Raw genomic sequence first — 14,381 nt, forward strand, 5'->3', positions numbered from 1 at the left:
GGGCGCGCGGTTGGAGCAGGGGCTCGGCCGCCGCCGATCCCGATCGTCACTCCGCCTGAATTCCGGCCTCCTTGACGACCTTTCCCCACTTGGCGAGGTCGGCCTTGATCAGCGCCGCATACTGCTGCGGCGTGCCGCCCTGAACCTCGATCCCGGCCGCCTCCAGCTTGGCTCGCACCTCCGGCTGCTTCAGGATGGCGTTGATCTCGGTGTTCAGCTTGACGAGGATCTCCTTCGGCGTGCCGGCCGGCGCCAGAAAACCCCCGTTGGTGTTCGCGTCATAGCCATTGAGCCCTTGCTCCTGCGCGGTTGGCACCTGGGGCAGGGCCTTGGAGCGCGTCTTTGACGATACGGCGACGGCGCGCACATTGCCCGACGCGGCCTGCTCCTTGATCGCGCTCACCGTATCGATGTAGAGCGCGGTGCGGCCGGCGATCAAGTCGGGATGCGCGGCGGACGACCCCTTGTAGGGAACCAGCATCATGGGCGCTCCGGTGACCATGCGGAACATTTCTGCTGCCATCTCCTGCGCGCTGCCGCGGCCCGAGGTTGCCACCTTGGCCTCGTCCGGATGGCTCTTCATCCAGCTGACCAACTCGGGCAGCGTCTTGACAGGCAGCTTCGGGTAGATCGCGAACACCAGCGGAATCTCATGCGTATAGACGATCGGCTCGAAACTCTTTTCCGGATCCCAACCGAGATTCTTGAACAGGTATTTGTTGATGTTGTGGCTGCCGCCGACGATGCCGATCGTATAGCCGTCGGGCCTGGCATTCGCCAGCACCGCGGTGCCCAGGTTGTTGGATGCGCCGGGGCGGTTTTCGACGATGAACGGCTGCCCGAGCTTGACCGACAGCTTCTCGCCGACAACACGGGCGATCAGATCGATGCCGCCGCCGGCTGGCGCGGGGACGATGATCGTGACCGGCCGGGCAGGGTAGCTCTGTGCAGCGGCCAGTCCCGTGCCGAGCAGCAGGGCAGCGGGGACGGCAAGGGTGGCGTTGAGCAGCGTGGTGAATCGCATCGTTGTCTCCTTCGGTTTTCTGTCTTCTGGTCTTTTGGTCTTCCGGGCTTCCGGGCTTCCGGGCTTCCGGGCTTCCGGGCTTCGAACCGACTGGCGTCGACCCTGGGCAGCGTCCCGGCAAGGCCCGGGGCGATAGCGCCGTCAGCCGCGCCCCACGAACGGCATGTTGGTCGCCATCACGGTCATGTTCAGCACGTTGGTGTCCAGCGGCAGCGATGCCATGTGGCGGACAGCGTCGGCCACATGGCGCGCCTCCATCATCGGTTCGGACGCGACGGTGCCGTTCGCCTGCAGTACGCCACGAGTCATCCGTTCGGAGAGCTCCGTCAATGCATTGCCGATGTCGATCTGGCCCGCGGCGATGCGGAAGGCGCGGCCATCGAGCGCCAGCGCCTTGGTCAGCCCGGTGATGGCGTGCTTGCTGGCGGTGTAGGGCGCGGTAAAAGGACGCGGCGTGTGGGCCGAAATGGAGCCGTTGTTGATGATGCGGCCGCCCTGCGGCGACTGGCGGCGCATCAGGCCAAACGCCGCCCGTGCACACAGGTAGGCGCCATTGAGGTTGGTATTGATGACGTTGAACCAGGCTTGCAGCGGCAGTTCGTCCATCGGCACCGCCGGCGCATTGATGCCGGCGTTGTTGAACAGCAGATCCAGCCGCCCGAACTCGCGCTCGATCGCGTCGAACAGCGCCTGCACGCTGTCGGGATCGGTCACGTCGGCGCGGATCGCGACGGCGTGCCGGTCGCGTGCCGCGGCTTCGGCCGCCAGCGCCTGCAAGGGTTCCGCGCGACGCCCGGCCAGCACGACCGTCCAGCCGTCCTCGAGCAGGGCGAGCGCGGTGAGGCGGCCGACGCCGCTGCCGGCTCCGGTGACAAGCGCGATTTTCGATATGGGGTTCAAGTGGGTCTCCTCCAGCGTGTCGTTGTGAGAGGGGAAGTGTCGAGCGGCGGATGACCGCACGGTCAGGTGGTCAGACTCATCGCAGGCCGCTTGCCCGCCAGCGCCTGCGCCACGCTGTCGAGGACCATGCGGGCCATCGCCGCGCGGGTTTCCCAGGTCGCGCTGGCGCGGTGAGCCTGAAGCGTCGTGCGGTCGGACTGTCTCAGCGTCAGAGGCACACGCGGCTCGTCGACGAAGACGTCCAGTCCCGCGCCCGCGATGCTGCCATTGGCAATGGCTGCCTCGAGATCGGGCTCGTTGACCAGCCGCCCGCGCGCGACGTTGACCAGAAAGCCGCGCGGGCCGAGGGCATCCAGCACCGCCGCATCGACGATGCCTTCGGCCTTGTCCGCCGCCGCGCACAGCACCAGCGCATCGCTGACGCGCGCCAGGTCGACCAGATTCGGCACGAATTCGTAGGGCAGGTCGCTCATCGGCGCGAGGTCGATGTAGCGGATCGGGCAGCCGAACGCCGCCGCGCGAACCGCCACCGCGCGGCCGACACGGCCCATGCCGACGATGCCGACCCGCATGCCGCTGAAGCGACGCGCCAGCGGAATGGCACTGGGCTGCGGATGCAATTCCCACTGGCCGTCGCGCACGAAGCGATCGCCCGCGCAGATATTCCGGCACGAAGCGATCAGCAGACCGATCGCCAGATCGGCGACGTCTTCGGTCAGCGCACCGAGCGTGGCGGTGACCGGCAGGCCGCGGCTGCGGCAATAGGCGAGGTCGACGGCATCGGTTCCCACACCGTTGATCGCCACGACTTTCAGCGCCGGCAATTGCTCCAGCATCGCTCGGGAAATACCCGTATGGCCGCCGGTAATCACCGCCTCGATGGACGATCCATGTTCGCGCAGCCATGCGGCCGGGTCCGCGATCTCGAAGAACTTGTGGACCTCGTAGCGCGCCGCGAGCTCCTCGTTGGCGGCGGGAATCAGGATGGGGTTGAGCTGCAGAATGTTGGGCTTCATGGTTTTCCGAGGGACCGATTGCACAGGCCGTTGCACAGGCGCTTGCATCGTATAAAGTGTTGATTCGCTATGCAATATTGATATATAAAATCAACATAAAGTCACCCGAACAGTCACCATGGGAACCTGGATATCGATGAACGAAGCGTGCAGCCGTCTTGGCGTGCGGCCGCAGACAATCTATGCCTACGTCAGCCGCGGCAAGGTCGAGGTGATGTCCGACCCGGCGGACACGCGGCGCAGTCTCTATCGCGCCGAAGACATCGCCGCGCTGACCAGGCGCAAGCAGGCGGGCCGCAAGCACGAGACGCTCGCGACGAACACGCTGTTCGGCGCCGAACCCAGCATTCCGACCGCGATTTCGACCTTCGTGCGCGAGCGGCTGTACTACCGCGGACAGGACGCGGTCGCGTTGGCCGCCACGGCAACGGTCGAAGAAGTGGCGCAACTGTTGTGGGATGCCGAACAGCCGGTGGACTTCTCGTCGACGGCGCGCGCAGGCAAGCCGGGGCGCGTCGCGGCGTTCAGGACGCTGGCGACGCTTGCCGCCACCGGCCATTCGACCCACGGCCGAATGACCCACGTGTTGCATCTCGAAGCGCAGAGCCTCGTCGGCAACCTGGCCAACGCATTCGGCGCGCAACCGGGACAACAGCCGCTGCACCTGCGCTTTGCGCACGGCTGGAAGCAACCGTCGAAGGCGGGGGAGCTGCTGCGCACCGCGATGGTGCTGCTGGTCGACCACGAGCTGACAAGCAGCGCCTTTGCCGCGCGCATCGCGGCTTCCACCGGTGCGTCCTTGCCGGCCTGTCTGCTCGCCGGGCTCACGACCTTGTCAGGCCCTTTGCACGGCGACGCCTCCGGCCGCGTACGGGCGCTGTTCAACGAAGCCGATCGGCTAGGCGAGGATCAGGTGATCGCGCATTACCTGTCCACCGGCATGCCGTTGCCCGGGTTCGGGCACCATCTCTATCCCGAAGGCGATCCGCGTGCAGGCGCGCTGCTTGCGATGTTCGTGCCGCCGAAGACGATTGCGCGCCTGATCGACAAGGCCTCCGGCCTGACCGGACTGCAGCCGAATCTCGACGTCGCGCTTGCCGCGTTGGTGGCCCATTGCGGGCTCCCTGAGGACGCTGCGTTCGCGATGTTCGCCACGGCGCGCAGCATCGGCCTGCTGGCGCACAGCCTCGAACAGTTGGGGGTGGGGCAGGTGATCCGTCCGCGCGGGCGCTATGTTGGGGTGATGCCGGCCGCTGCCGGCCCCCGTTGAAGCACGCTCCCTGCCTGCGCGCCGCGCCAGCGTTCAGTCGATCAGCTTGCCGTTCGCATCGAAGAAGGGATACGCCGGCCCATGGTCGCCGATCGCTGCGGCATGCGTGACCAGGCCATGGGCAGGATGCCACCAGTGCAGCAGATAGCCCGGCGGTTCCATCCGAAACCGCGACGGCGCCTGCGGGTCCAGGTCCAGCGCAACCTGATGCGCCGGGCCGGGCGCGGTGATCGCGATGGTGCCGCCGAAGCGCCGGGTGATATGCCGATGCAGATGGCCGCACAGCACGCGCTCCACCTGCGGATGGCGCCGCACCACGGCCTCCAGCAGCTCGGCATTCTGCAGGCCCTGCCGGTCCATATGGCCGATGCCGGTGTGGAAGGGCGGGTGGTGCAGCATCAGCAGGGTGGGGCGTTCGGGCGCCGCGGCCAACGCGGCCTCCAGCCAGGGCACCGCATCGGGATCCACGCGTCCACCGCTCTGGCCGGGAACGGTGCAGTCGAAGGCGACCAACGTCAGCGGCCCCGCGTCGATACGGTAGTGGATCGGCGCGTCGCCATCGCCCGCGTCGAACAGATAGCCGTGATCGGCAAACACGCGGCGCAGCGCACCCCGGCTGTCGTGATTGCCGGGCAGCAGCCGCACCGGTATGGGCAAGGCGTCCAGAATGCCGCGCAGGAAGCGATATTCCTCCTCGCTGCCGAAGTCGACCAGATCGCCGGTCACCACCACGATGTCGGGACGCTGCGGCAGCGCAAGCAGCGTGTCGATGCAACGGCGCAGCGCCTCGGCGGTATCGACACGCCGGTAGGAGAGTTTGCCGCCGGCCTTGATATGCAGGTCGGTCAGCTGGGCGACGAGATATGGATTCGGCATCAGGCAGCGCTCCCGGCCGGGACCGTCAGCAGATGGCTGGTGTCGATGCGCAGCCCGACACGGTCGCCGGCCACCCAGCGATCGCGCCGCACGGTATCGAGCACGATCGGCGCGGGCGCGCCCACATCGACCAGCAGGCGGGTTGCATGGCCGAGGAACAGTGCGGTGACGACGCTGCCGGTGACATGGACGTCGGACGCATTCGGTGCCTCGGTCAGCGACACGTCCTCGGGCCGGAACATCAGCTCGGCCCGCGACACCTCGATGTGTTCGGACTGACGCGGCAGCGCGCCGCCGGGCACGCGCCACACCTCCCGATCCGCGTCTGCCGGCAGGCGGTTCATCGTGCCGATGAAGTCGGCGACGAACGCATTGGCCGGATGCCGGTAAATATCCTGTGGCGTTCCGCTTTGCGCGATGCGCCCCTTGTCCATCACGATGATGCGATCGCCCAGCGCCATCGCCTCCGCCTGGTCATGCGTGACATAGACCGTGGTAATGCGCAGGCCGCGCAGCAGTCGGTTGATGTCGGCGCGCAGCGCGTCGCGCAGCTTCGCATCGAGCGCCGTCAGCGGTTCGTCCAGCAGCAGCACGCGCGGCTGCACCGCGATGGCGCGCGCCAATGCCACGCGCTGGCGCTGGCCGCCGGATAGCTGATCGACGCGCCGGTTGGCGAAGGCACCGAGCTGCATCATCGCCAGCATGTCGTCCACGCGGCGCTGGCGGGTCGGCGCATCGACCTTGCGCACGCGCAGGCCATAGCCGATGTTCTCGGCCACCGTCATGTTGGGGAACAGCGCATAGTTCTGGAACACCATGCCGACGCCCCGCTGCTCGATCGGCAAGTGCGTGACCGTGGTACCGCCGAACAGCACCTCGCCGCCGTCATCGGGAAATTCCAGGCCGGCAATCATGCGCAGCGTGGTGGTCTTGCCGCAGCCGGACGGGCCGAGCAGCACGACCGTTTCGCCGGCGCCGATATCCAGGTCCAGCGGTTCGAGCGCGCGCGTGCCGTCCGAAAACGTCTTGCCGCAGTGGCGCAGCGCGATGGGGGTGGGCTCATGCATGGCGGGGGGTCTCGGTCTGGGTCTGGGTCTGTGGCTGGGGTTGCGGCTGTGGCTGTGGCTGTGGCGCGATGTCGGCGCCAACCGCCGCGCTGGGCGATGCGGTGAAGGCCCCGGCAAGCGGTACCGGCGTGTCCGGCACCGGATGCCGTTGGGCGCGGGCGCCCAGTGCGGACACCATCTGCATCACCACCAGAAGCGGAATGATCATCAGAAAAAACACGATGGTGTAGGCGGAGCCGATCTCCAGCCGCATCGAGGCATAGCTGTCGGCCAACCCCACCGGCAGCGTCTGCGTGGTCGGTGTATGGAGCATCCACGTCAGGTTGAATTCGCCCACCGACAGCGTGACGACCATCAACGCGCCGGCCAGGATGCCCTGCCGGCAATTGGGCAGCACCACCGTGAAGAAGCGTTGCATGCGGGTGGCGCCCAGGCTGGCGGCGGCGTCTTCCAGCGTGCGGATATCGATCGCCGACATGATGGCCAGCACGGAGCGCACCATGAACGGCAGGGTGAACAGCACATGGCCGATCAGGATGAACACCCAGCTGGTGCGCAGCCAGGACAGGCTGCCATACAGCAGGATCAGGCCAAGCGCAGTCGCCAGTCCGGGGATCGCCACCGGCAGCATCAGCAGTTCCTCGATGACGCGCGTCCAGCGGCTGCGGCGCAGCGCCATGTAATAGGCGGCCGGAACGCCGAGCACCAGGGTGCAGGCCAGGCATGCCAGCGCAATCCATAGCGACAGGAAGATGGTATTGCGGTACAGCCCCCACACTTCCTCGACCCAGCGCGTGGTCAGTCCGCTCTGCAGGCCGACGAAGATGTTGTTGGTGAGGCCGGCCAGCACGGACAGCGCCACCGGCACCGTCATGAACGCGCAGACAGCGAGCGTCAGGGCCAGTTGCGCCCAGTAGGCGGCGCCTCGTCGGTTGGTCTTCATGCTTGCGCTCCTAGGCGGTGGCCGCCACCGCGTTGCCGGACAGATGGCGGGCCAACGCCAGCAGCGCCCATGTCACGGCGCCGAGCAGAATGGACAGCGCCGCAGCCATGCCGAAGTTGGCGTAGTTGGTGAACTCGTTGTAGATCGTCAGCGGCAGCACGTCGAGCTGCGTGGCCAGCGTGAACGCCGTGCCGAACGCGCCCATGCTGGTGGCAAAGCAGATCGCGCCGCTCGAGATCATGGCCGGCATCAACGCCGGCAGCATGACGTCGCGCACCACGCGCCATCGGCTGGCGCCCAGCGAGCGGGCCGCTTCCTCCAGCGAGGTGTCGAGCTTTTCCACCGCGGCCATCACGGTCAGAATCACGCGCGGAATCGAGAAGTACAGATAGCCGACGAACAATCCCGTCATGCCATAGGCAAAAGTCCAGCGCTCCCCGGCGAGTACATCGCCGATCGAGGCCAGCAGGCCGTTGCGCCCGCCCAGCATGATCACCATGAAGCCGATCACCACACCGGGAAACGCCAGCGGAAAGGTCAGCATGGCGACCAGTATCGATTTGCCCGGCACGGCATGGCGCTGCAGGAAGGTCCCCGCCACACCGGCGATCGCCAGCGTGGCCAGGGTCACCGAGGCCGACAGCAGTACCGTCGACAGCAGGCTGTGCAGATAGCGCGGACTGGACAGCACCGTCCAGTACACTCCCGCGCCTTCGTCGCCGGCCACACTGACCGCCAGCAGCTTGGCCATCGGCAGGCAGAAGAAGGCCAGGAAGACGATCAGCGCAGGCAGCGCAAAGACGATCAGTGCGCGGGCGCTTGGGGCAGTGCTGCGGCGGCTCATGGTGCGGGGTCTCCAGCTGGAAGAGGCGGGCCGGCGGCGAACCGGCCCATTTCGTATCAGCGAACTTCCTTCAGATACTGGTCGCTGAAGGCCTTCTGCACCTCGGCCATCTTGCCGTAGTCGACGGTCCTGGCACGTGCATAGTCGGCGGCCGGCAGGAAGCGCGCTTCCACGTCCTTGGACACCGCCTTGGCGCGGACCGGCCGCAGATAGGCATTCGCCCACAGCGCCTGGCCGGCATCGGACAACACGAAGTCAAGCACCTTGCGGGCTTCCGCCGGATGCGGCGCCTTGTTGACCATGCTCATCACGTAAGGCACCACCACCGAGCCTTCCTTCGGAATCACGAAGGCGACGTTGGCGCGGTCCTTGTAGCGGGCGCGATAGGCGTTGAAGTCGTAGTCGAGCAGGATCGGAATTTCACCGGACAGCACGCGCGCATAGGCGGTCTGCTTCGGCACGATCGGCTGGTTCTTCTGCAGGTCCTTGAAGAACTTCAGCGCCGGGCCGAAGTTGTCGAGCGAACCGCCGAGCGCCTGGTTGATCGCCACCGCGCCGACATAGCCGACAAAGGCGCTGGCCGGATCGAGATAGCCGATCATGCCCTTGTACTCGGGCTTTTGCAGATCGGCCCACGACTGCGGCACCGGCTTGCCGCGCAGCGCGTCGACATTGACCATCAGGCCCAGCGTGCCCGAATGGATCGCGAACCAGTGGCCCTGCGGATCCTTCAGGCCGTCGGGGATCTCGTTCCAGTTGGCCGGCTTGTAGGGGGCCGTGACGCCTTCCTTCTGCGCCTGGATGCCGAAGGTCACGCCGTAGTACACCACGTCGGCCACCGGACTGGCCTTTTCCGCAACGATCTGCGCCAGCGACTGGCCCGAGTTCTTGTTGTCGTGCGGCACCGTGACGCCGGTCTTTTCCTTGATCGCGCGGATCTGTGCCGCCCAGTCGGCCCATTCGGGCGGGCAGTTGTAGCAGATCGCGGTCTGTGCGGCCGCCGCGTGGCTGAACACGACCGCGCCAACCGTGGGCAGCAGCCAGCGCAGGCGGCGCAGCCAGGACGAAGTCGATTGCATGGTGAACTCCTTGTTTTGGTACGACGGTGGTGGAAGACGATGTGGGCAGCGGGCCGATGCGATGGCGACGGCGCTATGCCGGCGGCGCTACGGTCGCGCCGGCGCGAATCACGTGGGGCAGCAGCGTGGCGCGCGCCGGACCCGGGCGCTGGGTACCAGAGGCGCTGCCGGCATCGAGCCGTGCGAGCAGGCATGCCAGCGCGCGGGCGCCGATCTCGCTGTTGGGCTGCACGACCGTGCTCAGCGGCGGCTCCAGCAGGCCGCCAAGCGCGATGCCGTCGTAGCCGAGCACCGAGATATCGCGCGGCACCGACAGGCCCAGCCGCTTGAGAATCGAGATCACGCCGATCGCCAGCATGTCGTTGGTGCAGAACAGCGCCGTGGGCCCGCGCGGCGCCGTGACGACGCGCCGTACGTGTTCGATCTCCGCCGGCGTGTGGGTCGGGGTATGGGCCGGCAGCGACAGCGGGGGCAGGGCGGGGAGGCCATGCGAGCGCATCGCGTCCTGATAGCCCGCGTGCCGCTGGCGGGCGCGATCCGACGCGACGAAGGCGCCCGAGACCACGGCAATGCGCCGATGGCCGGCCGCGATCAGCGTCTCCACGCCGGCGCGCGCGCTGGCGCGGTTGTCCACCGATACCGAATAGCGTTTGCCGCGGCTGCTCGCCTGGTTATAGGCCAGCACGTAGGGCACGCCTTCGGCATCGAGCTGGTCCAGCAGCGCGCTGCGCGCCGCATCGGCAACGGTCAGCACCATGCCGTCGACGCGGTGACGCAGCAGATATTCGATGCGCTCGCGTTCGCGCGCCGCGTCGTAGCGGCTGGTCACCAGCATCAGCGAATAGCCTTGCACCAGCGCCGCCTCCTCGATGCCGCGCCAGCACTCCGCGAACACGGCGTTTTCCAGCGTCGGCAGCATGACGCCGACGATGCGCGTACGCTGCGCCCGCAGCTTCGCGCCGAGCAGATTCGGGCGAAACCCCAGCTCCCCCGCGGCGCGCAACACCCGCTCGGCCGTGTCCTGCCGGACCAGTTCCGGACTGCTGAACACGCGCGACGCGGTCGCCAGCGACACGCTTGCCGCCTTCGCGACCATCATCAGCGTCGCGCCATTCGATGGCGCGATCTCGGCGTGCAGCGGGGCGGCTTTGCGGTTCATCGGAGCAGATATCAGGGCAGGTCTGGACAGTGCGGGACGACGACGCAGCGAAAAATGAAAACGTTTTCATTCAAGCCGCAAAAAAACGGGTGTCAAGGACAGCCCGTGGTGCAGCGCGCTACCGAAAGCGCGGCGGCGCGATGGCGACCGGTGTGCAAAGCCGGATTGGCGGCGATTGTGCGAGGCGCAAATGACAGGGGGATGACAGGCGGCGCCCGAAGAACGAAACGCGAGGGAAAGCGAGGGAAAGCGACGGAACGGTCGGCAGGGCGTGTGTTCCGCAAGCGCTTCCATGTGCGGGCGAGCGAAACGGCCGATGTCGAAGTTGGTCAGCATGCTGAAGCCCAACGACAGGACACCCGGCGCCAGAGCGTACTCCCCCGTGCCTTGGCGATGTCTCAGGTAGCCGGCCGCCGCCAGGGTGAACGTCAGGCGCGAGACCGTGGCGGACGGCAGCCCGGTTCGACGAGCCAGTTCCTGGTGAGCCAGCCAGCGATCCGTCGGCCGGAAGCAGCGCAGAAGCTCAAGCCCACGGGCCAGCGCGGTGACAAAGCGCGGGTCCGCGGCGGCATCCGTGTCGGCCGATGGATCGATTCGTCTGCGGCCCATCCTTTCCCCCAGCCGAGGCAGCGCTCCGGGCGACGATGTCGTCGGTGCGGCGGCGCGGTTGGGCGCCGTCGCACCTCCCAACGTTACGGTGCGAGGGGATGTCCAATCACCATCCCGTTGTCCGGCGTGATCCGGATCCATGTGCCTGCCAGCGGCTGTTCTTGCTCCCCTGGCTTGGTGTAGTCACAGACCCCGCCAGGGAACACGTCGCGCAGCGCCGCAAGATCCGCCTCTCGCTGCGAACCTGTCCACGACGGATTGCGCTCTGCGTAGCCGGCATAGTCGCTGACCGTCACCGGCTTGAGCTGACATTGCATGGTTCGGGCATGGATCGGCTCCCCGGCCTCGAAGCGAGGATACGAGGAGGCCGGGAACATCGAATTGCATCGCGACGGTGTGTCGCTGACTTCGACGACGCCTTCCGGCGAATTGCTGCCGTTGCCCTTGCGGAACACAGTGCTGAATCCGCCGAATCGCTGCGGCTCCGCGATAAAGTCGTCCGCCGCACCGGCCGTGGTGGCGCCGAAACAGCCATCGACGATGTCCGCCGGCTTGTTCCGCACGACCTTTGCCGCGCGCGAATCCGCGGCGCGGTCATTGACCACCGCCGTCAGCCATCGGTCCATGCCGAAAAACGCCTTCTGCATGGCTGGCAGCGACCGCCCCGTGTGAGCGGGGCGGGGCGCCTGAACGGGCATCGTGTGGTGTGCATTCGGATCGTGGGCGAAGCTGCCGACATTGGCCGTTCCGGTCCACATGACATGGTTGGCGAACTGGCCGGTCGCCGCCGCGAGGCGAGCGCGGACGATGAAGTGGAAGAACTTCAGATGCATATCCCCGGCGCCCGTGAACTCATTGTTCAGGCCATCGAGATTCAGGATGGCGGTACTGCGAAGCCCGGCCCCGCCGTACATGATCATGCCCGTCTGGTAGGCCCGCTTCAGTGCCTCCGAGTCGGCGCGCATACGATCCGTGCGCAGATTGCCGTCAATATCCTGACCACCGATCTTGCGATTGAGGTCGATGAACTGCGCCATCGTGATCAGGCCGGTGTTCAGCGCATTGAGTCCGTACTGAATGCCAACATTTCCCGTGAACGAACGCGCGAATCCGGTGGAAGGATCCACGCCAAGAATGTTCTTGTTGTGATCGTTCACGTTGGGTCGCAGCCCGGTGGGGTTGGCCGGCAGCAAACTGACGGGCGGCGCGGGCAGGACGCCCATCGGCGCGCTGCTCACCACGTTGGCGGGGCTGTACTTCTCGGCGTTGCCGATCACGGCATTGAACACGGAGCTGTTGCCGGGGCCGCCCATCACGTTATCGCGATCGCCCTGGTTGGCCGGCCGCAGAACCGAGTCCGTCCGCGCGGCCCAGAAGCTGGCTTGCTGACGAACGCTGTGATAGGTGCCATAGCCGGAGGCGGCGGCAATCTCCGAGTTGGTCCAGTTCAGCAGCGTCGGATCCGCGGCCCGTTTGGCGGCCGTCGCATTGTCGTAAGTCGGATCGTACGGACTGTTGGGAACAGGGGAGTAGGTGCCGTTCTGTGTCGTCCCGCCTTTCGTGTGATTGAGCTGGAAGTTGTAGAACAGACGGCCCTCCATGCTTTGCGGGCCGCCGTTATCCGGAAAGCCGGCCAGCATGACGATGCCATCGAGCAGTCCAGGATAGGTATCGGCAATCATGCTCTGCTGCATGGCCGATCCCGAGGAACCCCAGCCCATCGTGTAAAGAACAGGCCCGTTGGCCTTGATGAACCGCTCCTTGACCATCATCATTGTTTCGGCCGAGATGATGTGATTGCAGTTCTGGCCGAAATAATTCAGCGTGGAATTGGCGACCGCGAAACCCTTGCTGAGCGGCAAGTCATTCAAGGCATTGAAGTCGCCGGCAGCGCCGTTCGCAGAGTTGTTCGACCCTCCGACCGGGCCCATCGAACGCCCCTGTACATACCAGCCGCCGCCACAGCTCTGTCCGAACGGGTAGACCAGTCGCCCGTTGAAATTGCTGGGCGGATTCAACGGGGTGGGATTCGGGTTCTTCACCGGATCGCCCAGCACCGCGATCTGGTAGATGCCGCGATTGATGACGCCGGTCTCCAGCCGAACAATGTAGGGCACCGTTCGGCCGTCGAGCAGGGTAGTTGTCTCGACATTGGCAGGCGGATTCGCCGGGTCGTACGGCTGCCAGACCGCGGTGCCGGACTTCGTCGCATCGTGATAGACCCAGTCGACCCGGGTCGGGGCAGCGCAATCGGGATCGGTATTCGGCCCGGCGGTGAGCGTGGGGCCACCCGGATAGACGGCGAACGCGTCGGTCTGGCAGTGGAAGCTGCCTTCCTGGGGCGCGTAGAGGATCGGCCCTTGTATCGGGTATGCGGTCAGCGTCAACGATCCGCGCACTTTGGCATCGGCGCCGGGCTCGACCACTTCGATCTTGTTCTCGCCCTGCGTCAGCCCCGACACCAGGCCCAGCATCGATTTTCTCGCGGCATCGCGCTTGAAACTGGCGGTGACATCGACGCCGTTCAACCTGACCTTCGCGTCGGAAATATTGCCGCCATCGGCCTGGGTCAGCTCGATCAGCGTGTCGTTGCCACTGACCATGCCCTCGGGCGAAGACAGGCTCTTCACCGTGACCGCCGGTTTCGCCGGTTCGTTACGGTCGTCCCCTCCACATCCGGAAACGGCAAGCACCAGCGGCGTCAACGCGAGGACAGCCCATGGCACGGCCGTCAGGGTTCCGCGCCGGCCTTGCCGCCGGTCGGATCGATTGCCCGCTCTCCGCAGGGCGCTTTGCCAATCCATGGTTGTCTCCTAATGTTTTATATGAAAGCCGACGCCGATGGTCCAAAATATTCCGCTGCACGGAATATCGATTAAACATCGTTTTTATCAGCTGCCTCAGTCTAGAAGCCATGGGGAAGTTCTCAATGCGGGAACACCCGAACCGTTGCCTGTATTTAGAATCGACATATATTCCATGCAACGGAGTAATGTCACGTCTGCGCCGCTAAATGGCGTTTTGAGGGCGGCACGGGACTGTGTGCGGGGTCTTGCATCGCGGGGAGAGACGCCAGCAGGGATCACGGCCGAGACATTTGCACTTTCGGCTGCTCCATTAAGTCGGGGAGATAATGTATTTTGGCGAGATAATATTGGACGCTGGCGAAACGCTGGTCGGGTTGATTTCTCCTAATGATCCCAAATGCCGATGCGCCTCAACCCTCGATCGCTGGCGAAAGCGGCTCCGAATTTCTCTCGATCAGCGCTCTCGAAATACGACATACATACCCGGTCCCAGAAAGAACGCCACCGCGATATTTGCGGCATGCGGACGTGCTGACCGGCTCGGGATGCCGCCGAGGCCCCGGCGCACGTCGATGAGCCTCATACGTCACCTTTGGTTTTCGCCGATAATACTTCTTATGTTAAGTCGGATGTCGACATCCATGCCCGTGATGGGAAGCCCGTTAATTTGCATAAATTTGTTACCCGTTTTTGCATAAATTTGTTACCCGCCCCTAGGCGCTTACCTTTCGGAGGCTGGCAGTTTCGATGACGGCACAGCCGGCGACTATGCCGGGAGCGCCGTGTG

At 65.7% G+C, this 14,381-nt stretch carries 12 protein-coding genes; 1 reads left to right on the forward strand and 11 read right to left on the reverse strand.

Annotated features, from left to right (window positions below; all coding sequences use genetic code 11):
- Positions 1 to 46: 46 nt before the first annotated feature.
- The 3 genes from J5T34_RS20665 to J5T34_RS20675 form a co-directional block, all read right to left on the reverse strand.
- On the reverse strand, positions 47 to 1,024 hold the full coding sequence (locus J5T34_RS20665) for a Bug family tripartite tricarboxylate transporter substrate binding protein (protein ID WP_208582553.1): 978 nt from the start codon (positions 1,022 to 1,024) through the stop codon (positions 47 to 49).
- Positions 1,025 to 1,165: 141 nt separating this feature from the next.
- Positions 1,166 to 1,924, reverse strand: a complete 759-nt coding sequence (locus J5T34_RS20670; RefSeq protein ID WP_208582555.1) for an SDR family oxidoreductase — start codon at positions 1,922 to 1,924, stop codon at positions 1,166 to 1,168.
- A 62-nt stretch (positions 1,925 to 1,986) separates the two neighbouring features.
- The gene (locus tag J5T34_RS20675; RefSeq protein ID WP_208582557.1) at positions 1,987 to 2,940 is read right to left on the reverse strand and encodes a 2-hydroxyacid dehydrogenase; all 954 of its coding nucleotides are present in this window, start codon (positions 2,938 to 2,940) and stop codon (positions 1,987 to 1,989) included.
- Between the two features lie 136 nt (positions 2,941 to 3,076).
- Between J5T34_RS20675 and J5T34_RS20680 the strand changes: the two genes are divergently transcribed.
- Positions 3,077 to 4,210 (forward strand): citrate synthase, encoded by a 1,134-nt coding sequence (locus J5T34_RS20680; RefSeq protein ID WP_208582559.1) that lies wholly within the window; start codon positions 3,077 to 3,079, stop codon positions 4,208 to 4,210.
- Positions 4,211 to 4,243: 33 nt separating this feature from the next.
- On the opposite strand, the gene J5T34_RS20685 is transcribed toward J5T34_RS20680, so the two are convergent.
- The 8 genes from J5T34_RS20685 to J5T34_RS20720 form a co-directional block, all read right to left on the reverse strand.
- On the reverse strand, positions 4,244 to 5,086 hold the full coding sequence (locus J5T34_RS20685; RefSeq protein WP_208582561.1) for a phosphodiesterase: 843 nt from the start codon (positions 5,084 to 5,086) through the stop codon (positions 4,244 to 4,246).
- Complete coding sequence (locus J5T34_RS20690; RefSeq protein ID WP_208582563.1) at positions 5,086 to 6,153, reverse strand: ABC transporter ATP-binding protein; 1,068 nt, start codon at positions 6,151 to 6,153, stop codon at positions 5,086 to 5,088. The genes J5T34_RS20685 and J5T34_RS20690 overlap by 1 nt, the downstream gene beginning before the upstream one ends.
- The gene (locus tag J5T34_RS20695; RefSeq protein WP_244259109.1) at positions 6,146 to 7,096 is read right to left on the reverse strand and encodes an ABC transporter permease; all 951 of its coding nucleotides are present in this window, start codon (positions 7,094 to 7,096) and stop codon (positions 6,146 to 6,148) included. Before J5T34_RS20695 ends, J5T34_RS20690 begins: the two co-directional genes overlap by 8 nt.
- Before the next feature lie 10 nt (positions 7,097 to 7,106).
- Positions 7,107 to 7,940, reverse strand: a complete 834-nt coding sequence (locus J5T34_RS20700) for an ABC transporter permease (protein ID WP_208582565.1) — start codon at positions 7,938 to 7,940, stop codon at positions 7,107 to 7,109.
- Between the two features lie 56 nt (positions 7,941 to 7,996).
- On the reverse strand, positions 7,997 to 9,019 hold the full coding sequence (locus J5T34_RS20705; RefSeq protein ID WP_208582567.1) for an ABC transporter substrate-binding protein: 1,023 nt from the start codon (positions 9,017 to 9,019) through the stop codon (positions 7,997 to 7,999).
- 73 nt (positions 9,020 to 9,092) lie between these two features.
- Complete coding sequence (locus J5T34_RS20710) at positions 9,093 to 10,178, reverse strand: substrate-binding domain-containing protein (protein ID WP_244259110.1); 1,086 nt, start codon at positions 10,176 to 10,178, stop codon at positions 9,093 to 9,095.
- A 66-nt stretch (positions 10,179 to 10,244) separates the two neighbouring features.
- On the reverse strand, positions 10,245 to 10,787 hold the full coding sequence (locus tag J5T34_RS20715; protein ID WP_208582569.1) for a helix-turn-helix domain-containing protein: 543 nt from the start codon (positions 10,785 to 10,787) through the stop codon (positions 10,245 to 10,247).
- Between the two features lie 83 nt (positions 10,788 to 10,870).
- Positions 10,871 to 13,591: a DUF6351 family protein gene (locus J5T34_RS20720; protein ID WP_208582571.1), complete on the reverse strand. Its 2,721-nt coding sequence runs from the start codon at positions 13,589 to 13,591 to the stop codon at positions 10,871 to 10,873.
- Positions 13,592 to 14,381 lie beyond the last annotated feature (790 nt).

It is taken from the genome of Cupriavidus gilardii (genome assembly GCF_017598945.1).
Taxonomy (GTDB): Bacteria; Pseudomonadota; Gammaproteobacteria; order Burkholderiales; family Burkholderiaceae; genus Cupriavidus; species Cupriavidus gilardii_E.

What these genes read in the sequence shown, in the direction of transcription:
- J5T34_RS20715 (WP_208582569.1), bottom strand. Translation starts at nt 10,787, where the DNA reads ATGGGCCGCAGACGAATCGATCCATCGGCCGACACGGATGCCGCCGCG.
- J5T34_RS20685 (WP_208582561.1), bottom strand. Translation starts at nt 5,086, where the DNA reads ATGCCGAATCCATATCTCGTCGCCCAGCTGACCGACCTGCATATCAAG.
- J5T34_RS20710 (WP_244259110.1), bottom strand. Translation starts at nt 10,178, where the DNA reads ATGAACCGCAAAGCCGCCCCGCTGCACGCCGAGATCGCGCCATCGAAT.
- J5T34_RS20700 (WP_208582565.1), bottom strand. Translation starts at nt 7,940, where the DNA reads ATGAGCCGCCGCAGCACTGCCCCAAGCGCCCGCGCACTGATCGTCTTT.
- J5T34_RS20665 (WP_208582553.1), bottom strand. Translation starts at nt 1,024, where the DNA reads ATGCGATTCACCACGCTGCTCAACGCCACCCTTGCCGTCCCCGCTGCC.
- J5T34_RS20720 (WP_208582571.1), bottom strand. Translation starts at nt 13,591, where the DNA reads ATGGATTGGCAAAGCGCCCTGCGGAGAGCGGGCAATCGATCCGACCGG.
- J5T34_RS20680 (WP_208582559.1), top strand. Translation starts at nt 3,077, where the DNA reads ATGAACGAAGCGTGCAGCCGTCTTGGCGTGCGGCCGCAGACAATCTAT.
- J5T34_RS20675 (WP_208582557.1), bottom strand. Translation starts at nt 2,940, where the DNA reads ATGAAGCCCAACATTCTGCAGCTCAACCCCATCCTGATTCCCGCCGCC.
- J5T34_RS20705 (WP_208582567.1), bottom strand. Translation starts at nt 9,019, where the DNA reads ATGCAATCGACTTCGTCCTGGCTGCGCCGCCTGCGCTGGCTGCTGCCC.
- J5T34_RS20690 (WP_208582563.1), bottom strand. Translation starts at nt 6,153, where the DNA reads ATGCATGAGCCCACCCCCATCGCGCTGCGCCACTGCGGCAAGACGTTT.
- J5T34_RS20695 (WP_244259109.1), bottom strand. Translation starts at nt 7,096, where the DNA reads ATGAAGACCAACCGACGAGGCGCCGCCTACTGGGCGCAACTGGCCCTG.